Genomic DNA, 26,384 nt, shown 5'->3' with positions numbered 1-26,384 from the left:
ATATTAATATAAATATATAATATTTTACACTATTTAAGTGAATTTTAAATTGATAGGAGTGAAAATAGATGAAAATTTATATTATAGGAGCCTTAATTGGAGCAGTAATAGGCTACATAACAAACTGGCTTGCTATAAAAATGTTATTTAGGCCAAGAGAAGCAAAGTATATATTTGGTATGAAGCTTCCTTTTACACCAGGATTAATACCTAAAGAAAAAAGCAGAATAGCCAATAAGGTTGGAGAAACTGTAGGCACTCATTTATTAAATTCAGATAGCTTAAGCAAGGCTTTAAAGGATGATAAAATAAAAGCAAAATTTAATGAGGTTGCTAAAGAAAAAATTAATCAAGTTATTAATAGCAATTCAACTTTAGAGGAATCATTAAAAAATACTTTAGGGGAAAATTACTATGCTCTAAAGGGAAATATGATAAACAATATAGCTAAGACTATTTTAGAATCAATTCAGGAAGAGGAGTTTAAAAATAAGCTTAAGTTTTATATAGTAGATTCTATTAAAGAAAGACTAAATAAAAATCCTGAAAAGATAATTGATTTTATAAATAGCAATAAATTTAGAGAAGTAATAATAAATACTTTAGAGGAAGAAAAAACAAGAGACATAATAGGAAAAGCTCTTTTAAAAGAAGTAAAAACTTTAGAAAAAGAAGATTTAACTATTGAAGAAGTCATTCCAGAAAATATTAAACCTTACATAGAAGAATATGTAAAATCTCAAAAAGATACTCTTGTGGATATAATAAAAAATCTTCTTAGAGATGATGAGGTTTCACATAAGATAAAAAGTGCAATAAATGATAATATACCATCTATAGTATCAATGTTTTTAAGTGGAGATGTAATATACGGAAAGTTAGTTTCATTAGTTGATAAATCTTTAAGTGAAGAAGAAAATAAAGAGTATATATGTGATGCGGCTTTAGCTTTTGTACATGAAAGTATGAAGAAAAAAGTAAGTGATGTAATAAATAATGTTGGAGAAGAAAAGCTAGAGGTAATATCAGATGCTATAGGAGATAAGATTTCAAAAAAATTAAATACAGAAGAAAATATAGATTCTATAATAAGTAAACTAAATTGTAAAATTTCTTCTTTTAATAGTTATGAAGAAATTATAAAAGTGTTATTCAATGACTATGAAAATATTCTAATTGATAATATAGATTCAATGATTTCTCTAATTGTTAATAATAACCAATTATCTGGTGAAATAAGTAAAATAATTGAAAAGGTATTTGATAAATTTTTACAAAATTCCTTAAATGATATATGTTATAATAAACAAAACTTAAAAAATAGTATTATGAGTATTTTAGATAATTTATATAATGATTTTGTGGAAAATAAATCAGCTAAAGTACTAGAAATTGTGGATATTTCTTCAATAGTAGAAGAGCAAATAAATGCTTTTGAAGTGGATTATGCAGAAGAAATCATAATTGGAATAGCTAATAAAGAACTTAAGGCAATAACTTGGTTAGGAGCTTTATTAGGAGGAATTCTAGGAATTCTATCACCACTTTTATCTACAATTTATATGTAAAATTCAAAGGAGAAAATTATGAAATATAAAATATTTGATACACATGCACATTATGACTCAGATAGTTTTGATGAAGATAGAGAAAATGTAATAAAAGAACTACAAGAAAATGGAGTTATTGGGGTTTTAAACTGTGGATCTGATCTCTATGGGTTAAGAAAATCAGTTGAACTTGCAAAAGAGTTTGATATGTTCTATGCAGCAGTTGGTATACATCCAGAAAATGCAGATGAATTTAATAATGATGTTGTAAAGGAAATAAAAGAATTTGTTAAGCATGAAAAGGTTAAAGCCATTGGAGAAATAGGACTAGATTATTATTGGGAAGAAAATCCTCCAAGAGAAGTTCAAAAAGAAGTTTTTAGAGCTCAAATGAAATTAGCTGATGAATTAAATTTACCAGTTGTTATACATGATAGAGATGCTCATAAAGACACTTTAGAAATTATGAAGGAGTTTCCAAATGTAATTGGAGTAGTACATTGTTTTTCAGGTTCAGTTGAATTTGCAAAAGAGTGTATTAAATTAGGATATTACATTGGTTTTACAGGGGTTTTAACATTTAAAAATGCTAAAAAATTAGTAGATGTTTGTAGAGAAATACCTGCTGAAAGAATGCTAGTTGAGACTGACTGTCCTTTTATGGCACCAGTTCCTTTTAGGGGCAAAAGAAACAAGTCAGATTATATTGAATATATCATAGATAAAATGAGTGAAATAAGAGGAATTTCAGGGGAAGAAATGAATGAAATCTTATTAAACAATAAAAAGAGATTGTTCAAAATTTAATATAGCCATAACTAAACTAAAGAAAAATAAATGTAATAACATGGAAAGTACACTAATATAATATAGTGTACTTTTTTAAATATAAATCAACCGTTATTTACCCAATCCCTGTATAAGCAGAGGTCAATTATTTATTATAATTTACAACTAAAAGTATAAATTTTAGGAGTCATCAGATTTGACATACTTGAAAAGGTAATATATAATGTCGAAATGACTCTTGCCTAAAAGGGGGAAGATTATATGAAAAAAATAATTAAGGCATTGAAAGAGAAGGTTGCCTCGAAAAATGGAAAAATTGTATTAGGAGTATTTAGTTTAGTTTTAGTAAGTTTTATAGCAGTTTTAGTTACAGCACATAAGAATATAACCATAAACTTAGATGGTGAAAATTTAGAGGTTGCCACATTTAAAGGAAATGTACAAGCAGTTTTGAGTCAACAAGGAATTTACTTATCTGACAAGGATAAAATAGAACCAAGTTTAACAAGCGAGATTGCTGATAATGATGTAATAAGCATTAAGAAGGCAGTTCCAGTAGAAGTGATGGTTGATGGAAAAAATATAGAGATAGATTCTGCGGAAGATTCAGTAAAGAATATGCTGGTTAAAGAAGGAATTAATCTAAATGATTTAGACAAGGTAGAGCCTTCATTAGAAACAGAACTATCAAAGGATTTGAAAATAAAGATTACAAGAGTTGAAGAGAAGACCATAGTTGAAAAAGAGCCAATAGACTTTGAAACTGTAGTAAAGGAAGATGATAACTTAGAGAGTGGAGTTAAAAAGACTACTCAAGAGGGTTCTGCTGGAGAAAAGGAAATAACTATGAAGTTAGTTATGGAAGATGGAAAAGAAGTATCTAGAGAAGTAGTAGAATCTAAAGTTGTTAAAGAACCAGTAGATGAAGTAGTGGTTAAAGGAACTATGGAGAAATTAGTTCTTTCAAGAGGAAACGATAATATAAATTATAAAAAAGCAATGGTAGTAGAAGCTACTGCCTATTCTGGAGATGGAATAACAGCTACAGGAACTGTACCTAAGAGAGATCCAAATGGATTAAGTACAATAGCTGTTGACCCTAGAGTAATACCTTTAGGAACTAAGGTTTATGTAGAAGGATATGGCTATGCAGTAGCAGAAGACACTGGTGGAGCTATAAAAAATAATATAATAGATTTATTCTTAAATTCAGCACCTGAATGTAAACAGTGGGGAAGAAGAAATGTTAATCTTTATATAATAGCTTATCCTGGTGAATGGTAATACTAAGAGAGGGATTCTAAAAGAGTATTCTTTTAGACCCTCTATTTATTTTGTATTAAAGCATTTTATTGACAGTTAAATGAGATATAGGTAAATTAAATATAGTACATATAATAAGAAAGGGAGTTTTAACCTTGATTAAAGAAGTTATAGTAGTTGAAGGTAGAGACGATATAACAGCAGTTAAGAAAGCTATAGATGCTGAAATCATAGCTGTTGGTGGATTCGGAATAAATGCAAAGGTTATAGAGAGAATAAAAGAAGCTCAAAAAAGAAAGGGAGTTATTGTATTTACTGATCCAGATTTTGCTGGAGAAAAGATAAGATCAATAATCTCAAAGAGAGTTAAAGGCGTTAAGCATGCTTACATAGGAAGAGCAGAGGGAACTAGAGCTAAGGATGGAAACATAGGCGTAGAGAATGCGTCACCAGAAGCTATAATTAGGGCTTTAGAAAATGCAAAAATAACTTTAGAAGAAAAAAGAGAAGAATTTACAATACAAGATTTAATATACTTTGGATTATCAGCAGATCCAAAGGCTAAAGTGAGAAGAGAGTTACTTAGTAAAGAATTAAGAATCGGTTATGGAAATGCAAACCAAGTTCTTTCAAGATTAAATAACTATGGCATAACAAAAGAAGAATTTGTTAAAGCTATAGAAAAGATAGAAAAGATGATATAGGAGAGTAGTGAATGGATATAAATGAAATAAAAGATATAAAGACAAAAGAGCTTGTTCAGAAGTATAATTTTAGATTTTCAAAAAGCTTAGGACAAAACTTTTTAATTGATGATTCTGTTCCAAGAGATATAGTAAATGGAGCAGATGTTTGTGAAGATGATTTAGTAATAGAAATTGGACCTGGAGTAGGTACTCTTACTGTACAATTACTTAAAAGAGCAAAGAGAGTTGTTGCTATTGAATTAGATAGTTCACTTATTCCAATATTAACAGCTGAGCTTGGAGATAATCCAAAGTTTCAATTAATACATAATGATGCCTTAAAAGTTGATTTTAATGAAATTATAGGAGATGAAAAAAGCGTTAAGTTAGTTGCAAACTTACCTTATTATGTAACTACTCCTATAATAGTAAATTTATTAAAAGGTGGGTATAACTTTAAATCATTAACTATAATGATACAAAAAGAAGTAGCAGAAAGAATGAATGCAGAGCCTAATTGTAAAGATTATGGTGCTTTATCAATTTTAGTTCAATACTACTGTAATACTAAAATAGTTAGAAAGGTACCACCTTCATGCTTCATACCAAGACCAAAGGTCGATTCTATAGTAATAAGATTAGAAAGATTAGAAGAGCCAAGTGTTAAAGTTAAAAATGAAAAATTATTCTTTGAAATTGTTAGACATGCATTTAACATGAGAAGAAAAACTTTATGGAATGCAACTAAAAATGTAAAACTTCCTAAGGAATTAATGGAAAAGGCTTATGAAGAGGCTGGAATAGATCCTAAGAGAAGAGGAGAAACTTTAAGCTTAGCAGAGTTTGGTGCTCTTTCAGACGCAATAGATAAATATATGAATAACTAGAATATTTAGAGAGAATAAGAATTTTTAAATTTTTATTCTCTTTTTTTTTGTTCTCTCATATACTGTAGAGAATAAAATTATATTGGAGGGACCAGAGAATTGGCACATAATAAATCATATAGAACTTTTATAATATTACAAGAAGATGAAAAGGGGCATTCTATGGCTTCAGATAAGCCTTTAACTGGATATGCCAAGATAGAAACTAAGAATGATAAATGTAAAGTTTCTTTTTACGCTCAAAATTTAAAGAAAGATTACAAAGATTGTTATATGATGCTTATTTGTAACAAAAAAGATTTTAAGAAGAATATAAATCTTGGTCCAATGAACATAAATCAACAAGGAAAGGCAGAAATGAGTTTAGAATATGATTCTATCAACATAGGAGATTTAAATGTATCTTATGAGAATATAGTAGGAGCTGCTATAGGAAAAAATATTAATGGTAGAACAGTATTCTTTATGTGTGGATTTTTAAATAATCAAATGCCAAAGGATAATTGGAAGAATTATGAGATTAAGATGATAGCGGGAAAAGAAAAGTCTCATTATGATAAAAATAATAAAGAAGATGAATTGAAAAAAGAATGTCCTATTAATATGAAAGAGGATAAAATTAAATGTAATGATGACAAAGATTGTCATAAGGACAAAAAAGATAAAGATGAAAAAGATAATTATAAAGAATATTTAAAAGAAAAAGACAAGGATCATTTGAAAGAAGATAATAAAGAAAAGGAAAGCAAAAAAGAATATTGTAAGGATAAAGATGATAAAAAGGATAAAGATGATTGTAAAGAGCATTTAAAAGAAGAATATAAAGAGAAAAAAGATGACTGTAGAGGCAAAGAGAAAGAAGAGTGTAAGCACAATAATAAAGAAGATAAGCATGAAGAAAAATGTGAAGATAAGAAAGAAGATAATTGTGAGAAAGAAGACAAATATAAGAAAGAAGAGAAATATAAAGATAAAGACGAAGTAAATGATGATTGTAAAGATAAGAAGGAAGAGCAGAAAGAAGATAAGAACAAAGATAAACATGAAGAAAAGAAAATAGAAGGTTATAAAGAGTGTTATAAGGAAAAATATAATAGGGATGATTGGGACTATAGATCAAAATTACAAGAGTGTGATAGATTTATAAGTAAAATAGATTTAGAAAGAGAATATGATCCTTATGATGGAGAACGTTATGAGCTAGGTAGAAGATTTGCAGAGTACGAAAATGAAATAGAGCAAATGAAACTTAGAGATTGTAAGGAGAAAGAAGAAAAAACTTATGAAGTTGACTTTGATTGTCCTATAGGTGAAGTTTTAATGGGAGCTTTAGAAGGATGTAAGAAGGTTCCTAAATTTGCAGAGGATATAAAAAGATGTGCATGGTATAAGGTTGATGTTAGAAACTTCGATGATATGTGTAATATGTCAAACTATAATAAATACACAATGATGTATTATCCTATGATTAATTACTATCCTTATATAAGCAAAGCAGGTCATTTCTTCTTTGGTGTAAAGTGTGATAAGGATGGAGATATAAAATATATTCTATATGCTATTCCAGGAACTAAAGAGAGAAAAGATCAACCATATGGTGGTAGAACTGGTTTCGTTACATGGGACAGATATGGTAATAGCGAAAATGGCTATTGGATAATGTTCTATGATTTTGAAAACTCATCTGTAGTTATTCCTATGAAATAATCAAGATAAAAACTGTTTATATAGAAATGAATCTATATAAACAGTTTTTTATTTATGTAAGATTAATACTCTATTTAGTAATTTTTAATTAGTTGCTGAATATATTTTAAATATAGACTTTCATAAAAGGTGAAAAGAGGTGATTTTTTGAATAAAAAACAATTGGGGATAACCTTAATATTAATCTTGCTTATGATAATATTGGTAACTGGTGAAAATATGTTTACTAGAAATATAAAAAAAGTTGCATTAACAAATAATAATATTGAAGGGCTAAGTACATATACTGCCCTAGATGGTCTTTTAACCTATAAGTTACCTGACAGTTGGGATGTTGAAGAAAAAAAATATCCAGGAAATTATATTATTTATGATAATAGTTTTATAAGTGATACTATGGGATTATGGGGATATGTGCAGATTTTAAATTCAAATGATGATTTAGAAAAAATACTTGAGAAGGAAAAGGAAGTTATTGGTAAGAATGATATAAGTGACTATTTAGTATCTGATGAAAGCCTGAATGATGAATTAGTAAAGAAAGTAGTTTTCAAAGAAAAAAATGATAAGGGAATAACCTATTTTAATACTATTTATTATAAAAAGTTAGGAGAAAATAAGGTCATAAAAGTATTGTTTAGTGCAAGTGAAAGTAAGCAAAAAGAAGATTATTCAATTATATATAAAGCTATAATTGATAGTATAGAGCATAGGGAGTAGAAAATTTGATTTGCTTTAGTAGAAGTATTATAATTAAATTTAAAAGAGAAGCATAATAATATGCTTCTCTTTTAAATTTACAAATAAATATTGGAGGAGTTTATGAGGATTGTTTTAGGGGAAATCTTTGGACTTAAGATTTATAGCTATGGATTTATGATAGGATTAGGTATAATCTGTGCAACATTATTATTCTTAAAGCGAGGAACTCAAAGAGGCTATAACGAAGATAAGCTATTTAATGTTACAATCTTAACTGTTATTTCAGGGATTTTAGGAGGAAAAATACTCTACATAATAACTGAGTGGAAAACAGTTATTCAAGATCCAAGTTTAATATTTAGAGATTTTGGAAATGGATTTGTAATTTATGGAGCCATAATAGGAGGAGCCTTAGGAATCGCTCTATGCTCTTTAAAGAATAAGTGGAATGTATTAGAGCTTGCAGATTTAGTAGTGCCAGGTTTAGCCTTAGCTCAAGGATTTGGAAGAATAGGATGTTTACTTGCAGGATGTTGTTATGGGGCTGAAACTACAAGTTCTATAGGAATTATATTTCCAGCTGATTCATTAGCTCCAGCAGGGATACCATTATATCCAACACAAATCTTTTCGTCAATTTTTGATTTTGCCTTAGGTTTATTTTTACTATGGTATGGAAATAAAAACAAAGAAAAAGGAAAAACTATGAGCATGTATATGATAATATACAGTATAGGTAGATTCTTTGTAGAATTTTTAAGAAATGATCCTAGAGGTAGCGTAGGATCATTATCAACATCTCAATTTATATCAATATTTATATTAATAGGGGGTATATTACTATATAATATAAATAAATTAAAAGGGAGAAAAGAAACAAGTGAAAAATAAGAAATTAATTCTAGTAATACTTTGCTTAGTTTTAGGATTAGGCATTGTTGGATGTTCAGCTAAAGATATAAGCTCAAAATTTGTTGGGAGTAATAATAATGACTTTGAATATATAAAAGAAAATAAAGTTGATAAAATAGTTATTCAAAGTACAAGAGATTCTGGTTTTAGGTTTTTAGTAAAAGAAAAGTCAGTAATAGACAATATATACAGTATGTTATCTAAGGCTGAGGTTGTTAGCAAAAAGACAGATTTACCTCCAGATTATATTTTTGAAATACATGTTGGTGATGAAGAAAAGAAATTCTATTATGTAACAGGTGTAAAAAATAATGGAGAAGGTAATTTCTACGATGGAGATCACTTTTATAGAATATCTAAGAGATTAGATAACTATTTAATGCAAAATATGCAGGCGATAAGAAAACCTAGAGCTTTTGATGAAATATACTATAACTCAATACTTGAAGTAATGAAAAAAGAAAAAGATGAACTAAACAAAGATAATGCCAAAGTTGGTATTGATATACTTGGAGATAGAGATTGTACAAAATATATGTTATCATCAGATATTGAAGATTTTGAAAAAGATGTAAAAAAAGTAGTTCCAAATGCTTCAATAATGAACCATAATAGAGATGACTTTGATATAATAGTTACTGTAAGAAATTATGGTTATACATCTACTATGTTTAGAACTGTAATAACCATTGAAAACAGATTAACTCATTCAGAGAAAAAATTCTATGTAGATGGAGTTTATAAGAACTCTTGGGACATCAATGTTTATGATAGTTGGAAAGATGTTCAAAAGGAATGGGATAGATAACAGAATGGAGGATTTTTCTTATGGGAAGTTGTGCAAGTTGTGCAAATAAAGACAAATGTAGTTCAGCTAGTAAAGATGGAGGATGTAGTTCATCAGCACCAGCAAAATTAGGAACTAACTACGGAAATATTAAAAATGTTATAGGTGTTATAAGTGGTAAAGGTGGAGTTGGTAAATCAACTGTTACTGGAATATTAGCTACTCAACTAGCTAAAAAAGGATATAAAGTTGGAGTATTAGATGCTGATATAACAGGACCATCAATGCCAAGATTCTTTGGGATAAATGAAAAAAGAGCAGATATAGTTGCCATGGATAGTGAAGGTAAGCAAGTTAAATTTGTTCCAGTAAAAACTGAGCTAGGAATAAAAGTTATATCAATGAACTTACTTATGGAAGTTGAAGATGATCCTGTAATTTGGAGAGGACCAATGGTTACAGGAGTATTAAACCAAATGTTTAAAGATACTGATTGGGAAGAATTAGACTACTTATTAATAGATATGCCACCAGGAACAAGTGACATAACATTAACAGTAATGCAAACATTCCCTATAAAGGAATTAGTAATAGTTTCAACACCTCAAGACATGGTATCAATGATAGTTAAAAAACTAGTTACTATGGCTCATAAGATGAATGTTGAGGTAAGAGGAGTAGTTGAAAACATGGCTTACATAGAGTGTGAGTGTGGTAAAAAGATGAGAGTATTTAGCAAGAAATCTTCAGAAGAGCATGCTGAATATTTAGGACTTCCTTTAATAGGAGAACTACCAATAAACTTAGATTTAACTGAAGCCTTAGAAAATGGAAAAGCTGAAGAATATGTGGCTGAAAATCCATTATATTCATTAATTTTTGAAGGATTATATTAGTATAAATAAAAGAATGGATCAAAATAATTATATTATTTTGATCCATTCTTTTTATTTTTTAAATTAAGTTTATTATAAAGTAATATAAATTAAAATTTAGGGCATGATAATATTGTTAAGATAAAATTTTAAGGAGGCAATAATTATGAAAGCCAATGTAGATAAAGATACATGTATTGGATGTGGATTATGTCCAACAATAGCACCAGAAGTTTTTGATATGGACGATGATGGAAAAGCTCATGCAATTGTTGAGGAAGTTCCTGAAAATAGTAAAGAAGCAGCAAAAGAAGCAGAAGGTAGTTGTCCAGTAGCAGCTATTTCAGTTGAATAATAATTAAAATTAAAAGATTCTAAAAGATTATATAATCTTTTAGAATCTTCTTTAGTTGTAAAGATGTGAATATATTATTTTAAAAACTTCCAAAGCTTCTTTTATTTTAGGCTTTAATAAATGTTTTTTCTCTTCAAATTCTTTAAATCCTTCTGGCGTTAAAGAATATACTTTTTGGATTTTTCTTTTAGGATCATCCCAAGAACCAGTCACAAATCCTTGCTTTTCTAATTTTTTTAATAAAGGATATATACCACCGGTACTAGGAAACCAAAGACCATTAGTTTGTTCACCAATCTTTTGAGCTAAGTCATTTCCGTTAGTAGGTTGAATACTAAGAATATATAATGCATATATAGGAAGAAGCCCTTTAGTAAAGACTTGTCCTACAGCATCCTTTTCTTTCTGTACTTTTTTTAGGTTAGCTACCTGTTTCTTATATTCATCATAAAGGCGTTTTTCTTCAGCTTTTATAAATTCATCATTATACATAACTAACTTTCCTTTTGAATTGAAACCCCTACCATACCAGGGCCTGCATGAACCCCCATAGCAGCACCTATATCTCTTACTTGAGATTTTAATAAGTTAGGATGAGATTTGATTGAATCAAGAACTTGATTAGCTTCCTCTTCTGCCATACCATTAAGAATAGCTACATTGCATTTACATTCATCAAGGTGCTCTAAAATTATGCTAGCAAGCTTTTTCAAAGATTGTTTTCTTCCTCTTGCTTTAGAAACTGTTGTATAAGCACCATGTTCATCAACTGATATTATTGGTTTAAGATGAAGTAAATCTCCAACTGTTCCGGCAACTTTACCTATTCTTCCACCACGTCTTAAATATTCTAAGGTATTAAGAGTATAATACCCAGTTGTAGCTTCTCTTATGCTTGGAAGAGATTCAATTATTTCTTCAAAACTTTTTCCTTCCTTAACAAGTTCAGATGCTTTTAATACTATAGATCCTAAAGGATAACCTATTATTTTACTATCAAATAAGTAATATTTAAATGAATTACGTTCCTCAATAACTAATCTAGCAGCATTAAATGTACCTGATAATGAGCTAGATATAAATATACCTATTAAATGGGTGTATCCTTCAGCTTCTAATTTATCTAATACTGAATTTATATAGTCAGGACTACATAGTGAAGTTGTTGGTACTTCATTGTGTAGGTTTTCGTAAACATCAATTGGTTTTATATCAAAAATATCATTATATTCTCTGTCTTTATATATTATCTTTAAAGGTAATATATTTAAATTATATTCTTTTATTTCATCTATAGTTAAATCACAAGAGCTGTCTGTTATTATAGCAATTTTCTGCATTTTATATGCCCCCAATCATTTTATACTTACTAAATAAAATATAAATTATTAAAAATATTTATATTTCATTTAGTGAATTTAATAGCAAACCGAATAAATCAACATTTATAGAAATTAATTTGAATTAAGTTTAGCTTTAACTGAATTATATATCAATACTGATATCATTATCAATATTGATAATGGTATAAAGAGAGAACAATCTGTTAATAATATATTAAAACAGATTGTTCTCTTAGAAAACGGTTTACTTATGAACTTAATTAAGAATTTAATTGAAGAATAAAGAAGAATTTTTATCTACTATATTCCAAATTGTGTTACCTCTAGATAAGTAAATTGGATTACCATCTTCAGTTTTTAATATGGTTTTACTATTAGTGTCTTCTTTTTCCCAATGAATTTTTTCCATTCTTCCATTAGATAAAATATAACCCTCTCCAGTACCTATTAAATCAATATCTAAATGAGTATTATCAGATTGAAGTGACATATCAGTTATTTGCACAACTACATTTTTAAATTTAAGAGGAGAATTGGTATTTTTATCTATGGCAAGCTCTCCATCCATATACTTTTCATAAAAGCCATCTACATACTTATATGAGGTTTTATAATAATCACTTAGATTAAGTTTTATTTCAGATATATAGTTAGAAGAATTTAATAGAGAGTTATCTTTAAAGCTTAATGCATTATTTTTAGAATACTCATATCCATTATCAGAAATGAATTTTCTTATATTATTAGCTGAAGTATAAAGGTTATGAGGAGCTTTTCTTGTATTATCTCTCCAAAAAGCACTTCCATCTTTTATTTCATTTATACTATTTAATGATTTGTCACTAGAAATTGTAGCTAGTGCTTCTGCACTTCCACCACAATGTGCAAAGGGTAAGTCGTGTTCTTTAGAAATATCTAAAAAGTAGGGGCGTACGCTTCTTACTGGTCCAATAACATCAGGAGAATTTTCATAAAATACAGCTAAGAATCTAGGAATTCCTGCCTCGGCCATGGTTTCATAAACTATATCTGCCTCAGAAAGTCCGCTTTGAGGACGAGCTGCTCTAGAATTTTCAATTATACACATAAAAGGAATATTATTTATTGAATTTGATTCTAAGATCTTTCCTGTATATGGGCTAAGGGTTTCTAAAGATAACTCCTCCATATCAAAGTCATATGGATTTTCTTCATTCATTGTTAAATCAATAGATTTTAGTTCTTTTAATGTATCTATTTTTTCTGATGTTTTTAAAGGCATAATTAAATTTCCAAATATTAATCCAACTAATAAACTTAATATTAATTGAAAAGCAATTAATGCTATTTTCTTCATTTAAACTCCTCCTATGGATTACTTTTCATATAGTTATTATGTTACATTTTATGGAATATTATTCATCTTATGGAGAAGACATGAATAAGTTTTTAGTAATGTCAACTAAAGAAAAATTGAATATAGGCTAAAAAAAAGAAGGAAAGAGGGAGATAATAAGTATTTTTTTTAGTATAAGGATTTTTTAAAATTAGCATAACTAGTAATAGTAGAGTATAATGATTCGAGTACAAGATATAGTGGAGTGGAGGAATTGAAAATGCTACATGTTGTGAAAAGGGACGGTAGAGAATCTAGGTTTAATGCGGATAAAATAGCAAATGCAATAAAGAGAGCAGCCAATGAAGTTGGTATTGCAATAAGGGAAAGCCAAGTTTTAGATACTATACAAAAGGTAATTAATTATATAGAAATGTCAGGTAAGACAGATGTCACTGTTGAAGAGATCCAAGTTTTAGTAGAAAAGGCTTTAATGGATAATGGTTTTAATCAAGTAGCAACAGCATATAAGGCATATAGAACTGAAAGAACTAAAGTTAGAGAAATAAAATCAGACTTAATGAAAGCTATAAGTAAGATCGGAGTAGAGACTGATAGGGATAATGCTAATGTAGGAAATAACTTCTCATCAAAGCTTTTAAGAATAGCTTCAGAATCTAACAAATGGTATAACTTAGCTACAATGCCTAAAGAATTAGCAAAAGCTCATGAAAATGGAGATGTGTATTATCATGACTTAGATAGTTATAACTTAACTACAAACTGCTTACACATACCAACTGGTGAGTTATTACAAAGTGGGTTTAACACTGGATACGGAACTATTAATGCACCAAGAAGAATAGAGACAGCAGCTGAATTATCATGTATTTTATTACAATCAACTCAAAATGACATGTTTGGAGGACAATCACATCCAGACTTCGATAATGATATGAGTGTGTTTGTAGAACCTACAAGACAAGAAATAAGAGAAGAATACATAGGATTAGGCTTAGAAGGATCTAAGTTAGATGAACTAGTAGAGAAGAAATTAAGAGAAAGAGTACATCAAGCAATGCAAGGAGTTGTTTATAATCTAAACACTATGCATTCAAGAGCTGGATCTCAAGTTCCATTTAGTTCATTAAATTTAGGAATTCCATATAATGAAGATGCTGCTTTAGTTTGTGAAATATTCTTATTAGAATATGAAAAGGGATTAGGAAGAGGAGAACAACCAATATTCCCTAACATAATCTTTAGAGTAAAAGAAGGTGTAAATAGAGAAACAGAGGATCCATATTTCTATTTATATGAGTTAGCATGTAGAGTAGCAGCTAAGAGAATGAATCCAACTTTCATGAATATCGATGCGGACTTTAATAAGGAATACTATGATAAAGGATATATGCCAGCAACTATGGGATGTAGAACTTATCTTATGAAAAATGTTAATGGTGAGCCAGGATGTAAAGGAAGAGGAAATATAGCTCCTACAACTATAAACCTTCCTAGACTTGGAATATTAGCTAAAAAAGATATCAATAAATTCTTTGAATTATTAGATGACAGATTAAGAATATCTAAAGAATCTTTAATGCATAGATATGGAGTTCTTAAAAACTTAAGAGTTAAGGATTTACCTTTTGTGGCAGGTCAAGGATTAATGAAAGGTGCTGAGAACTTAGGACCGGATGATTCAATAGAACCAATTTTAAAACAAGGTACTTGGGGAATTGGATTTATAGGAGTTGCAGAAACTTTAATAGCCTTAACTGGAAAACATCATGGTGAAGATGAGGCTTCAAGAGAGTTAGGAATAAAAATAGTTGAAAGAATAAGAGAATATTGTGATAGATTAACTGAGGAAACTAAATTAAACTGGAGCTGTTATGCTACTCCAGCAGAAGGATTATCAGGTAAATTTATAAAACAAGATCAAAAAGCTTTTGGAATAATTAAAGGAGTAACAGATAAAGATTACTATACAAATAGTTATCATGTTCCTGTTTATTGTCCAATATCAATAAAAAATAAGATTGATATTGAAGCGCCATATCATAAATTATGTAATGGTGGACATATCAGTTATATAGAAGTTGATGATTGTCCAAATGCAGAAACTATAATGAAAATAGTTAACTATGCTTACAAAGAAACTAATATAAGTTATATGGGAATTAACTTTCATATAAGATATTGTAAAAATTGTGGAACATATCTTCATAACAATGAGTGCAAGTGTACTAAGTGTGGAAGCCAAGATATTCAAGGAATATCAAGGGTTACTGGATATCTAAGTCTTGATGAAAGATTTGGTCCAGGAAAATATGAAGAGAGAGAAGATAGACGTTCTCATTTAGAAGGTAATAAAAAAGCTTATCATTGTGTTTAATATTTTTAAGTAAATTATTTAAACAAAGTTTATAGAAAAATCTATGACATGTATTTTAGAAATTATCTTAATTAGGTGAATTTTTAGTACATGTGCATAGATTTTTATATTTAGAAATGATTTGAAATTTCTTCAATAAATTATTATTGACTATAAAGATTTATATGGTAAAATAAATAAAAAATAAAGTTTACTTCGTATAACTCTAATGATATGGATTAGAGGTTTCTACCAAGAACCGAGAATTCTTGATTACGAAGAAAGCCTCTTTGCTTTCTTCGTAATCAAGAATTTTTTTTAACCTTTTTTAGGATATAAGTTCTTTATTTAATATTAGAAATTTTAATTTTATTCATAAGATAAATAGTTAATTAAGGGAGGAAATATAAATGAATTTATTGAATTTACCAAAGATAGAATTACATTGCCATTTAGACGGATCCTTAAGAGTAGAGACTGCTATTGAGTTAGCTAAAAAAGAGGGAGTTAAGCTAGATAGCTATGAATATGATAAGGTAAAAGAATTATTAGTTATTTCAGAAGACTGTAATTCACTAGAAGATTATTTAAATAGATTTGCTCTTCCAGTAAGACTATTACAAAGAGCTGAGAACTTAGAAAGAGTTACTTTTGAGCTTATGGAAGATGCAAGTAAGGAAAATGTAAAATACATAGAAATAAGATTTGCTCCAATATTGCATTTAGAAAAAGGGATGACTCAAAAAGAAGTAATAGGGAGTGTAATAAAGGGAATAAGAAAAGCTGAAGAGCTTTATGACATAAAAGGTAATGTAATATTATCTTGTTTAAGACATCATTCCGTAGATAGTGTATATGAGGTAATTGAAGAGGGGAAAAACTTCATAGGAAAAGGTGTTGTTGCCATAGACTTAGCTGGTGGTGAATTAGAAGGTTTTGTTAAGCCTTATGAAGAAGCAATGAAGTTAGCAAGAGAATCAGGTTTTAGAGTTACAATACACGCTGGTGAAACTGGGTATGGTAAAAATGTTAGAGATGCCATAGAGCTTCTAGGTGCAGAGAGAATAGGTCATGGCTTATTTATATTTAATGATGAAGAGGCTTATAATTTAGTAAAAGAAAAAGGCGTAACATTAGAAATGTGCCCTAAGAGCAATATAGACACAAAGGGTGTGAATAAATATGAGGAGCATCCTATTTATAAATATCATAAAGATAATATAAGAGTTAATTTAAGTACAGATAACAGAACAGTTTCTAATATAAATCTTACTGAAGAATTTGAAAATGTACATAAGACATTTAATATAGATTTTGAAGATTATAAAAAGATTTATTTAAATAGTGTGGAAGCTTCCTTCTGTTCAGAAGAGTTAAAGGAAAAATTAAAATTATCTATAATTATATAAATTTAAAATAATCCACAGGCAAATAGAACTTAATTTACCTGTGGATTATTTTTTAATTCAACGACTGTGGATATTTTTCAAAAAATTATTCTGTGGATAAATTTTTGAACGTATTATTGTTAGTAATTTGGTGTACTTTCACTAAAAACTTTAGTGAGATGTATATTATACAATAAAATCTTAGTGAAATTCTAGTAAAAATCTGATAAATTTAAAAATTTTGAACCTAAATATTTTAAAGAAGTGTAAATAAGAGAAAGATTATATTGACTAAGAGGTAGATTTATTAGACAATTAATAGGATTTAAAAGCAGATGGGCGGCTAAAGACTACCCATTTGCTTTTATTTTTTTGTATTTTTTTAAAAGGGGGATTAAATTTCATGAAAGGTTTTAAGAACAAGGAATTTTTACCTACTATGATAATGATGGCTGTTCCTATAACAATTCAGAGTTTCATTACATCGTCATTAAATCTAGTAGATAATTTAATGGTAGGAAAGCTAGGAGAAGAGTCAATAGCCTCAGTTGGGTTAGCTAACCAATATATATTTATTTTTACCTTATGTATTCTTGGGATAAATGCTGGAGCTAGTGTTTTCATGTCTCAGTTTTGGGGCAAAAAAGATTTGAAAAATATTAAAAAAGTTTTGGGACTAGATATATCTATTGGACTTATAGTTTCAACTCTTTTTGCCTTAGGCTCTGGATTTTTTTCTTATGAAATTATGGAGATTCTTTCTAATGATTTAAATGTTATAGAATTAGGAGCTAAATATCTACAGATTGTTTCTGTAAGTTGTATATTTACTAATTTTACTCAAGCTTATTCTTCAGCTTTAAGAAGTACAGAGCAACCTAGTGTTCCTATGTATGCAAGTATAGTTGGAGTCTTGATAAATGCATTTTTAAACTGGGTATTTATATTTGGAAATTTAGGATTTGAGCCTATGGGAGTTAATGGCGCAGCTTTAGCAACCACTATTGCAAGATTAGTAGAGATGATATTTATAGTTTCCTTTGTTTATTTTAGAAAGAATAAGGTGGCATCAAGATTAAATGAGCTTATCTCCTTTGATTTAAATTTTGTAAAAATATACTTTAGAACATCTTGGTCAGTTATAGTAAATGAAATAGTATGGTCTTTAGGTATGACTGCATATTCTATAGCCTATGCTAGAATAGGAACAAATGCTGTTGCTAGCATGCAGATTGCTACCACATTAAATAATATGTTTATGGTATTACTAATAGGTTTAGCTACAGCTTCCTCTATAATGATAGGGAATAAAATTGGCTCTAATGAGGAAGAAATAGCAAGAGAATATGCTAAGGATATAGCTGTAATAGCTGTTTTAGTAGGATTTGTTTTAGGAATTTTAATATGGATAACAGCACCATTAGCATTAAAGCCTTTTAATGTAAGTGAAGGAACTTATTTAGATACAGTTAAAGTTTTAAGAATAATAGGATTGTTCTTTACAATAAGAGCTTTTAATATGGTTATGATTGTTGGTGTATTTAGAGGTGGTGGAGATACTACTTACTCTATGTTAGTACAATGTGGAACAATATGGCTTTATGCTGTACCAATGGCTTTCCTTGGAGCTACAGTATTTTCTTTACCTGTATATGGAGTATATTTCTTAATTTGCACAGAAGAATTCTTAAAGATAATCTTTGAGGTAGTAAGGTTAAAATCAGGAAAATGGATAAAGAATGTTATAAGTGATATTGAAGAAGATAAGGCTGATAATAATTTAATTACAGTATAAATAAAAAAAGGTTATATTAATAGTTTCAAAATAAGATTCTATTAATATAACCTTTTATTTATACTATTATTTCTTTTAATGGTAAGCAGGTTTTACTAGACATGATTTTAAGAAATTTATTACTATCTAAAAGATTTTTCTCTAAGTCATTATTTTTAGAACTCAGATTTCCTAGCCTATTACATAGTGATAATAAGGCAACATCATGAATATCTGCCGTGTTTATTAAATCTATTATGCTATAGGAGACTCTATTAATAATAAATATAGGTGCAGAATGATGCTTTACTAGAGATATAATTTTTTCGTTTAAGTAAGTATCATCACTATATTCTCTAAGGAATCTTCTTGTTATTTCTCCTCCAACTCTATCATGTATTGGGTTTAGAGTTCTTATTTTTCCAATATCATGGAATAAAGCTGCCCACATAAAAGCTTTTGGGTTATTAGATAAATCTTTGTATTTTGAAGCTAGGTCTACTACATTTAATGTATGGGTCCAAGGATTGGATTGATGGATTTGATTTTCCTTATTAAGTTGGTTGAAAATATTAAAAGAAGAATTTTTAAATGATTCTTCCTCTTTAATTTTATTTAAGAATATGGATGGTTTACCATCCTCTAATAAGTGCTTTTCTATTTCTAAAAATAAGTTTTGATTAGTCATTTTGTACCCCCTAATTAATACTTATTTTAATGATTAACAATAGTTAGCATTTTTAAACAGATAATTTTAAAAAAAGGAACATATAAATTATAGGAGGTAATTTTCTATGAGCAATACTATTAGGTTATCAGGAATAGCCTACGAGAGCTTAGTAAATGGTCCAGGAATAAGAAGAGTTTTTTTTTCACAAGGATGTAAACATAATTGTAAAGGATGTTTCAATCCTGATACTCATGATTTTAATGGTGGAGAAGAAAGAGACATAGATGAATTAATAAAAGACTTAGCAGATAATCCATTTATAGATGGAGTAACATTTAGTGGTGGAGATCCCGTAGAACAAGCTAATAAATTTATATATATTGCTAAAGCTGCAAGAGAATTAGGATTAAATGTTTGGAGTTATACAGGATATAGATTTGAATATCTATTAGAAAATGCTAATGATTTTAATAAGTGGAAAGAATATTTAGAAAACATTGATGTTTTAGTTGATGGAAGGTTTGATATAGACAAGAAAGAAGATGGATTAAAATTTAGAGGTTCTTCAAATCAGAGAATAATAGATGTTAAAGAGAGTCTAAAAGAAGGAAAAGTAATTGAATTAGAATTTTAAAATTAAGATTTTAAGAAATTTCAATTGTAATATGTTCATAATAGTTTATATAAAAAAGCTATGGTAAAATTATTTATATAAATTTTGGGAAGTGAAGATTAAATGCTTAAGGGGAGTAGAAAGCGTATATGTTGGAATTTGTTTTAAACAAAAATGAATTTGTAAAATGTAGAAAAGATTTTATAAGCAGAGAAATTTTCTTTTGGACTTTTTTTGAAATCATAGGGGCTATATTTGTATTTTTAATGACCATGGTTTTTATTAAAGCCAGCAAAAATCTAAACAATAGTTTTTATGTTGTTACATTATTAGCATGGTTTATTTTTTCTATAGTATGTAATATTAAAAATAAAAGAATAATAGAGCGTGATATAGAAGAGAAGGTTAGATTCTTAGAAAATAAAAATATGTTTGGTAACTGTAAAGTAGAGATTTTGAGCAATGGAATAAGAATTGTATATAATGAAGGAGCAGTAGAAAGAATATATCCTTGGAAAATTATAAGAGAGGTATTTTCTTTTAAAGAAAATATATATTTCTTTATATCTTCAATTGATTATGTTTCAATTCCAAAAGGAGCTTTCAAAAACAAAGAAGAGCGTATTTCTTTTTTAAACAAGATAAGTAGTGATAGAAATAATGTTAGAGAACGTATATTATCTATTATTGGATTAGCATAAGCTTAACTTTTTAGTTAAGCTTTTTTCTTATATTTATTTGGTAATCTAGGTTACATACTTTTTTATCATTTAGGTATATATTAAAGATAGATTATTAAAGGTAAGTGTGATATATTAATTATAAAAATTTAAAGAGGTGGAAAATAAATGTATAATTTTTTAGTGAAAAAATCAAAGTGTACAGAGACAGATGCATTATTAATCCCATATTTTGAAGAAAAAACGAATATACCTAATGAAGAAATAAACAATAATATAGATATACTTAAGAAAAAAGAACAGTTTAAAGGCGCTTATGGAGAAATATTTAATATAACTAGAACAACTGAGGATAATATACAAGATATTATATTACTAGGTCTTGGAAAAGAGACAGAGCTAACTAAAGAAAAAATTAGAAGAGCCTTTGGTAAAGCTGTAAATGAGATTAAGAGATTAAAAAGTAAAAGTGTATTTTTAAGATTTGATTCAGTAGAGGCTATTGGATTAGAAAATACATTAAAAGCAATGGTTGAAGGATTAGCCTTAGGATCATATTCATTTAATAAATATAAGAGTGATAAAAAGGAAGAGGTTGAAGTTACAGTTCATATTGGTGGACACAATATAAAGGAAGAAGAGGTAGAGCTTTGTGAGAAAGCTGTGAATGAGGCTGTTCTTCTTTCAGAGACTACTTGCTTAGCAAGAGATTTAGTAAATGAACCTGCTAATAATATGTATCCAGAAACTTTAGCTAAAGAGGTTAAAAACATAGGTTCTAAATATGGCTTTGAAGTTGAAGTATTTGATGAAAATCAAATAGAAGAATTAAAAATGGAATCTTTCTTATCAGTAGGAAAAGGATCAGATAATTTACCTAGACTTATAGTTATGAGATACTTTGGAGATAAGGATAATATGGATCAAAGACTAGCCTTAGTAGGAAAGGGACTAACATATGATTCAGGTGGTTATTCTTTAAAAACTAATGCTGGAATGGTAACAATGAAGGCTGATATGGGTGGAGCTGCTTCTGTTATAGGAGCTATTAGTTCCATAGCTAAGAGAAAGTTAAAAATAAATGTAATAGCTGTAGTAGCTGCTTGTGAAAACTTAATATCAGGTCATGCTTATAAGCCAGGGGATATTATAGGATCAATGGCAGGAAAAACTATAGAAATATTAAATACAGATGCGGAAGGAAGACTTACTCTAATAGATGCTGTAACTTATGCTATAGAGAAAGAAAAGGCTAGTGAGATAATCGATGTGGCTACATTAACTGGGGCTGCTGTAGTTTCCTTAGGAGAGGATGTTACAGCCGTAATAACTAATAAGGATGAGTTCTATGGAGAGCTAAGGGAAGCCGCTGAGGAGACTGGAGAAAAGGTATGGCAAATGCCTAGCTTTGAAGATTACGGTAAGCTTATAAAATCTAATATAGCAGATTTAAAAAATATAGGTGGAAAGTATGCAGGAACAATAACTGCAGGATTATTTATTGGAGAATTTGTTCAAAATAAACCTTGGTTACATTTAGATATAGCTGGCCCAGCATTCTCAGAGAAAAAAGGAGATTATTGTCCAGCTGGAGGAACAGGTGCAGGAGTTAGAACTTTATATGAATTAGCTAATAGAAGATGTAAATAATATAAAAAGTAAGAATTAAGATTATAACTTTTATTAATTTTAAAATCTGATAGTTAAGAAATAAGAATTTATTTTATAAATAAAAAAAGAAGTGGAATAATCCACTTCTTTTTTTAGAATTCTGCAGTACCAGTAGTTCTTGGGAATGGTATTACGTCTCTTATGTTAGCCATTCCAGTAATGTACATGATTAATCTTTCAAAACCTAGACCAAATCCAGAGTGAATAGTTTCACCGTATTTTCTAAGTTCTAAATACCACCAGTAATCTTCTTCATTTAAGTTTAATTCAGCCATTCTAGCTTTTAAGACATCAAGTCTTTCTTCTCTTTGGCTACCACCTATGATTTCTCCTATTCCAGGTACTAAGCAATCCATAGCAGCAACTGTTTTTCCGTCTTCATTTAATCTCATGTAGAATGCTTTAATATCCTTTGGATAGTCAGTTACAAATACAGGTTTTTTGAATATTTGCTCTGTTAAATATCTTTCATGTTCAGTTTGAAGATCTATTCCCCATTCAACAGGATATTCGAATTCTTTACCTGATTCTTGAAGTAATTTAACAGCTTCAGTATAAGTAACTTTTCCGAATTCTGAGTTTACAACATGGTTTAATCTCTCTAATAAGCCTTTATCAACAAATTGGTTGAAGAAAGCTATTTCTTCTGGACATTCATCCATAACGTATTTTATAACGTATTTTAACATGTTTTCAGCAACTTCCATGTCATCTATTAAATCAGCAAAAGCCATTTCAGGTTCTATCATCCAGAACTCAGCAGCATGTTTTACTGTATTTGAGTTTTCAGCTCTAAATGTAGGACCAAATGTATAGATATTTCTAAATGCTAAAGCAAAACATTCAGCATTTAATTGTCCTGAAACTGTAAGGTTAGTTTCTTTTCCGAAGAAGTCTTGTGAGAAGTCAATTCCACCTTCTTCTGCTATAGGAGGAGCCATCATGTCTAAAGTTGTTACTCTAAACATTTCTCCAGCACCTTCACAGTCTGAACCAGTTAATATTGGAGTATGAGTGTAAACAAATCCTTGATCTTGGAAGAATTTATGGATAGCGTAAGCTGCAACACTTCTTACTCTGAATGTAGCTGAGAAAGCATTACTTCTTGGTCTTAAATGAGCTATTGTTCTTAAGTACTCAAAAGTATGTCTTTTCTTTTGTAGAGGATAATCTGAATCTGACATTCCTTCTACTATTATTTCTTCTGCCTGAATTTCAAATGGTTGTTTTGAATCTGGAGTCTCAACTAAAGTTCCTATAACTGATATTGATGAACTTATAGGTAATTTAGAAATTTCTTTGTAGTTTGATATTTTAGCGCTATCAAAAACTACTTGAACGTTTTTAAAGAATGAACCATCGTTAACTTCTATAAATCCAAAAGCATTTGATGCTCTTAAAGTTCTTATCCAACCTGAGATTTTTACTTTCTTATCACTATATTCACTAGTGTTTCTGTAAAGACTTTTTACTAAAACTACATCTTTCATTATTATTTCCTCTCTTTCCTAATTAAGTTTTATTCCAAATAAAAAAGCCCTTCATCCACATAATTAATGGGACGAATGGCATTATTCGCGGTACCACCCAAATTGCTATAAAATAGCCGGCTTTATGAACACAAAAATGTTCTTCAAGTATAACGGCCTGAAACCGTCTAAGTCTACTCTCCTAAAAAGGATTTCGGTTAGAAACTCAGAGATGTTCTTCAAAATAGGATACACTGCAGAACTCACACCGTAATCTGCTCGCTGATAGTTACTTCCTAAGCTTACTCTTCTCTTCATAGTAAATAAAATCGTATTTAGTTCGATTAATAATGATTTTACAATAAAACATTAACATTTGCAATATTAACCACATAGAAATATATAGATATAGTATGTAATATAGGAGTTTTTATGTGCAATTTTTTTGAAGAAAAGTTTGAACAAATAAACAAATTTAAATATTTAATGACTTTAGCTGGAGAAAATAATCAGGCTAGACTATATAAAGAAAAAATAGAAGATATTTTTAAAGAATTTCAAAGTGATTATATAAGAGAAGAGACCACTGATATGCTTATTCTAACAAAGGAGGAATTAGCAAATTTTAATGGAGAAAATGGAAATCCGTCATATATTTCTATAGATGGTATTATATATGATGTTTCAAATGTAGAATTATTTAAACAAAGTCCTTATAATAATTTAAAATTTGGCACTGATGTAACAGAGGCCTTTTATGAGTTAAATGATGGAGATGAATCTATATTAAGAGATATTCCTATGGTAGGGCTTTTAGCAGAGCCTGAGGAAGCTGAAATTATGGATGGAGTAGAAGAGTATTATCCACAACAAAGGCTTAAAATAATGAGTTCAGAAGAACTTGAAAAATATAATGGAGAGAATGGAAATCCAGCATATGTGGCTATTGAAGGAATAGTTTATGATATAACTAATTTATCAGTTTTAGAGCTATTTAATGAGACAAATTTAAGATTAGGTTCTGATATTACTAAGGAATTTAAAACTTATTATAGAGGAGATAAGGAGCTTTTAAAGGAAGCTAAAGAAGTAGCAATATTACATGATTTTAATGAAAGTCAAAGGGGAAAACATATTGAACGCAATCTTAAGGATTTAACTTTAAAGGAGTTATCAAAATATGATGGAAAAAATGGAAATCCAGCTTATGTAGCGGTTAATGGAGTAATATATGATGTTACAAATGAAGATATTTTTAAAAAAAGTCCACATAATTCAGTAAATTTAGGAAATGATATTACTAAAGAATTTAAGGGGTGTCATAATGCAGATGAAAGTGTATTAGCTAAGTTGCCTATAGTTGGTAAAGTTATATACGATAGAGTGACTTTTGACGAACGTTGTGCTAAGGAAGTTAATATAAATGAACTTAGTAATTATAATGGAAAAGACGGAAAACCTCCTTATATAGCTATATTTGGTACAGTATATGATTTAACTGATGTAGATAAATGGCAAGAAAAAAACATAAAAGTAGGGTGCGATTTAACAGGACAATATAAAGAGGTTTATGGGAATGATAAATCTCATTTAAAAAATCTAAAAGTTGCAGGAGTTTTAACTTGTAGTTTAAATGATTATTAAAAATAAAGGCTAGATTCACTTATGAACTACTTAGTATAAAATTGAAATATAGTAGTTTAAGTTTAATCTAGCTTTTTATTTATTCTTTACCAAATTCATAAGAGTATATTAACTTTTGTGGGAAGTTTTTTAATTCCATATCTTTCATAGTTCTTTTAAATTCATAAGGAACAGTTTTCATTTCTACTTTTAATTTAAATTCATTTGAAAAATCTAATATAACATAAGTAGCATGAGGCTTACCGTTTTTAGGTTTACCAACACTACCATCATTTATAATAACCTTATTACCTATTTTCTTGGCGTATGGAATATGGGTATGAGCACAAACTAACACATCTTCCTTAAGCTCATTCATTATTTCATCTAATTCAGAATAATCTTCACTTAAATATTCATTTATTTTTCTTGGACTACCATGGACAAATTTTATTGATTTTCCACATACATTCATTGAAAGATTATCAGGTAAGTTATCTAAATAGTATCTGTTAGATGTTCTTAGTTCTTCTACAGTCCAAGGAAGAGAAAATGAGTTTATATCTGTGTCTCTAATGTATGTATAATCATTATCTACAACAGAAGCATCATAGTTTCCTTTTAAACATAAAATATTTCTTCTTTTTATAAGAGCTATCACTTCATTAGGATGAGGTCCATAACCAACTAAGTCTCCTAAACATATTATAGAATCAATATTTTGGTTATCTATGTCTTCTAAAACTTCTCTTAAGGCATATAAGTTTCCATGTATATCTGATATTACTGCTATTCTCAATTTTAAGACCTCCTATTTGTTAAAAAATTTTACTATAAATATTATATAACAATTTAGTGGACAAAATAAAAAAATAAATATTACAAATAAATGTAGATTATTAGATAATTTGAAATTATGATATAATTTATTTAAAGAATTTTAACTAT

Annotated in this window: 24 protein-coding genes, 1 riboswitch and 1 other annotated feature; of the genes, 18 read left to right on the top strand and 6 right to left on the bottom strand. The window is 28.7% G+C overall.

Annotated features, from left to right (window positions below; all coding sequences use genetic code 11):
• Window positions 1-68 precede the first annotated feature (68 nt).
• The 11 genes from ACYUCG_RS11615 (at window position 69) to ACYUCG_RS11565 (ending at window position 10,513) form a co-directional block, all read left to right on the top strand.
• Complete coding sequence (locus ACYUCG_RS11615; protein ID WP_460268665.1) at window positions 69-1,568, top strand: DUF445 family protein; 1,500 nt, start codon at window positions 69-71, stop codon at window positions 1,566-1,568.
• A gap of 18 nt (window positions 1,569-1,586) precedes the next feature.
• Window positions 1,587-2,357 (top strand): TatD family hydrolase, encoded by a 771-nt coding sequence (locus tag ACYUCG_RS11610; RefSeq protein ID WP_460268664.1) that lies wholly within the window; start codon window positions 1,587-1,589, stop codon window positions 2,355-2,357.
• Between the two features lie 243 nt (window positions 2,358-2,600).
• Window positions 2,601-3,623, top strand: a complete 1,023-nt coding sequence (locus ACYUCG_RS11605; RefSeq protein WP_003456850.1) for a ubiquitin-like domain-containing protein — start codon at window positions 2,601-2,603, stop codon at window positions 3,621-3,623.
• Window positions 3,624-3,757: 134 nt separating this feature from the next.
• Window positions 3,758-4,306, top strand: a complete 549-nt coding sequence (rnmV, locus tag ACYUCG_RS11600; protein WP_460268663.1) for a ribonuclease M5 — start codon at window positions 3,758-3,760, stop codon at window positions 4,304-4,306.
• 11 nt (window positions 4,307-4,317) lie between these two features.
• Window positions 4,318-5,175, top strand: a complete 858-nt coding sequence (gene rsmA / locus ACYUCG_RS11595; RefSeq protein WP_003450598.1) for a 16S rRNA (adenine(1518)-N(6)/adenine(1519)-N(6))-dimethyltransferase RsmA — start codon at window positions 4,318-4,320, stop codon at window positions 5,173-5,175.
• A 99-nt stretch (window positions 5,176-5,274) separates the two neighbouring features.
• Window positions 5,275-6,882: a hypothetical protein gene (locus ACYUCG_RS11590; RefSeq protein WP_460268662.1), complete on the top strand. Its 1,608-nt coding sequence runs from the start codon at window positions 5,275-5,277 to the stop codon at window positions 6,880-6,882.
• Between the two features lie 147 nt (window positions 6,883-7,029).
• Window positions 7,030-7,602 (top strand): hypothetical protein, encoded by a 573-nt coding sequence (locus ACYUCG_RS11585; RefSeq protein ID WP_283704918.1) that lies wholly within the window; start codon window positions 7,030-7,032, stop codon window positions 7,600-7,602.
• A 102-nt stretch (window positions 7,603-7,704) separates the two neighbouring features.
• On the top strand, window positions 7,705-8,475 hold the full coding sequence (locus ACYUCG_RS11580) for a prolipoprotein diacylglyceryl transferase (RefSeq protein WP_460268661.1): 771 nt from the start codon (window positions 7,705-7,707) through the stop codon (window positions 8,473-8,475).
• On the top strand, window positions 8,465-9,304 hold the full coding sequence (locus tag ACYUCG_RS11575; protein WP_240298882.1) for a hypothetical protein: 840 nt from the start codon (window positions 8,465-8,467) through the stop codon (window positions 9,302-9,304). Before ACYUCG_RS11580 ends, ACYUCG_RS11575 begins: the two co-directional genes overlap by 11 nt.
• Before the next feature lie 20 nt (window positions 9,305-9,324).
• Window positions 9,325-10,179 (top strand): Mrp/NBP35 family ATP-binding protein, encoded by an 855-nt coding sequence (locus tag ACYUCG_RS11570; RefSeq protein WP_460268660.1) that lies wholly within the window; start codon window positions 9,325-9,327, stop codon window positions 10,177-10,179.
• Window positions 10,180-10,324: 145 nt separating this feature from the next.
• A complete protein-coding gene (locus ACYUCG_RS11565) occupies window positions 10,325-10,513 on the top strand; it encodes a ferredoxin (protein ID WP_060794506.1) in 189 nt (62 codons plus the stop codon).
• Between the two features lie 51 nt (window positions 10,514-10,564).
• On the opposite strand, the gene ACYUCG_RS11560 is transcribed toward ACYUCG_RS11565, so the two are convergent.
• The 3 genes from ACYUCG_RS11560 to ACYUCG_RS11550 form a co-directional block, all read right to left on the bottom strand.
• On the bottom strand, window positions 10,565-11,005 hold the full coding sequence (locus ACYUCG_RS11560; protein WP_003450702.1) for a PadR family transcriptional regulator: 441 nt from the start codon (window positions 11,003-11,005) through the stop codon (window positions 10,565-10,567).
• A 2-nt stretch (window positions 11,006-11,007) separates the two neighbouring features.
• Window positions 11,008-11,853, bottom strand: a complete 846-nt coding sequence (locus ACYUCG_RS11555; RefSeq protein ID WP_283681471.1) for a DegV family protein — start codon at window positions 11,851-11,853, stop codon at window positions 11,008-11,010.
• A gap of 271 nt (window positions 11,854-12,124) precedes the next feature.
• Window positions 12,125-13,192 (bottom strand): DUF3048 domain-containing protein, encoded by a 1,068-nt coding sequence (locus ACYUCG_RS11550; protein WP_460268659.1) that lies wholly within the window; start codon window positions 13,190-13,192, stop codon window positions 12,125-12,127.
• 259 nt (window positions 13,193-13,451) lie between these two features.
• Here ACYUCG_RS11550 and ACYUCG_RS11545 point away from each other — a divergent pair, with 259 nt between their 5' ends.
• The 3 genes from ACYUCG_RS11545 to ACYUCG_RS11535 all read left to right on the top strand — a co-directional run bounded on the left by ACYUCG_RS11545 (window position 13,452) and on the right by ACYUCG_RS11535 (window position 18,731).
• Window positions 13,452-15,569 carry an anaerobic ribonucleoside triphosphate reductase gene (locus ACYUCG_RS11545; protein WP_240298879.1) on the top strand — a complete coding sequence of 706 codons (2,118 nt, stop codon included), beginning with the start codon at window positions 13,452-13,454 and terminating at the stop codon, window positions 15,567-15,569.
• Window positions 15,570-15,744: 175 nt separating this feature from the next.
• Window positions 15,745-15,844, top strand: a riboswitch (purine riboswitch).
• A 114-nt stretch (window positions 15,845-15,958) separates the two neighbouring features.
• Window positions 15,959-16,957 (top strand): adenosine deaminase, encoded by a 999-nt coding sequence (gene add, locus ACYUCG_RS11540; protein WP_460268658.1) that lies wholly within the window; start codon window positions 15,959-15,961, stop codon window positions 16,955-16,957.
• Window positions 16,958-17,339: 382 nt separating this feature from the next.
• Entirely contained in the window at window positions 17,340-18,731 is a 1,392-nt protein-coding gene (locus tag ACYUCG_RS11535) for an MATE family efflux transporter (protein WP_283681469.1), read from the top strand.
• 58 nt (window positions 18,732-18,789) lie between these two features.
• Here ACYUCG_RS11535 and ACYUCG_RS11530 read toward each other — a convergent pair whose 3' ends face one another.
• Window positions 18,790-19,398 carry an HD domain-containing protein gene (locus ACYUCG_RS11530; RefSeq protein WP_315632997.1) on the bottom strand — a complete coding sequence of 203 codons (609 nt, stop codon included), beginning with the start codon at window positions 19,396-19,398 and terminating at the stop codon, window positions 18,790-18,792.
• A 106-nt stretch (window positions 19,399-19,504) separates the two neighbouring features.
• Between ACYUCG_RS11530 and nrdG the strand changes: the two genes are divergently transcribed.
• The 3 genes from nrdG to ACYUCG_RS11515 all read left to right on the top strand — a co-directional run bounded on the left by nrdG (window position 19,505) and on the right by ACYUCG_RS11515 (window position 22,323).
• Window positions 19,505-20,014 (top strand): anaerobic ribonucleoside-triphosphate reductase activating protein, encoded by a 510-nt coding sequence (gene nrdG, locus ACYUCG_RS11525; RefSeq protein WP_283681467.1) that lies wholly within the window; start codon window positions 19,505-19,507, stop codon window positions 20,012-20,014.
• Window positions 20,015-20,142: 128 nt separating this feature from the next.
• Window positions 20,143-20,694 carry a YcxB family protein gene (locus ACYUCG_RS11520; RefSeq protein WP_060794525.1) on the top strand — a complete coding sequence of 184 codons (552 nt, stop codon included), beginning with the start codon at window positions 20,143-20,145 and terminating at the stop codon, window positions 20,692-20,694.
• A gap of 147 nt (window positions 20,695-20,841) precedes the next feature.
• Window positions 20,842-22,323 carry a leucyl aminopeptidase gene (locus ACYUCG_RS11515; protein ID WP_415342228.1) on the top strand — a complete coding sequence of 494 codons (1,482 nt, stop codon included), beginning with the start codon at window positions 20,842-20,844 and terminating at the stop codon, window positions 22,321-22,323.
• 113 nt (window positions 22,324-22,436) lie between these two features.
• Here ACYUCG_RS11515 and asnS read toward each other — a convergent pair whose 3' ends face one another.
• Window positions 22,437-23,834, bottom strand: a complete 1,398-nt coding sequence (asnS, locus tag ACYUCG_RS11510) for an asparagine--tRNA ligase (protein WP_270206494.1) — start codon at window positions 23,832-23,834, stop codon at window positions 22,437-22,439.
• A 64-nt stretch (window positions 23,835-23,898) separates the two neighbouring features.
• Window positions 23,899-24,140: a binding site (T-box leader), on the bottom strand.
• Between the two features lie 105 nt (window positions 24,141-24,245).
• On the opposite strand from asnS, the gene ACYUCG_RS11505 reads away from it, so the two are divergent.
• On the top strand, window positions 24,246-25,457 hold the full coding sequence (locus tag ACYUCG_RS11505; protein WP_240298874.1) for a cytochrome b5 domain-containing protein: 1,212 nt from the start codon (window positions 24,246-24,248) through the stop codon (window positions 25,455-25,457).
• Between the two features lie 79 nt (window positions 25,458-25,536).
• Here ACYUCG_RS11505 and ACYUCG_RS11500 read toward each other — a convergent pair whose 3' ends face one another.
• Entirely contained in the window at window positions 25,537-26,235 is a 699-nt protein-coding gene (locus ACYUCG_RS11500) for a metallophosphoesterase family protein (protein ID WP_060794528.1), read from the bottom strand.
• Window positions 26,236-26,384: the final 149 nt, after the last annotated feature.

This window comes from Clostridium sp. CTA-17, from assembly GCF_054767895.1.
Note: the sequence above shows the minus strand (reverse complement) of the source record. Positions and strands in the feature narration are given on the sequence as shown.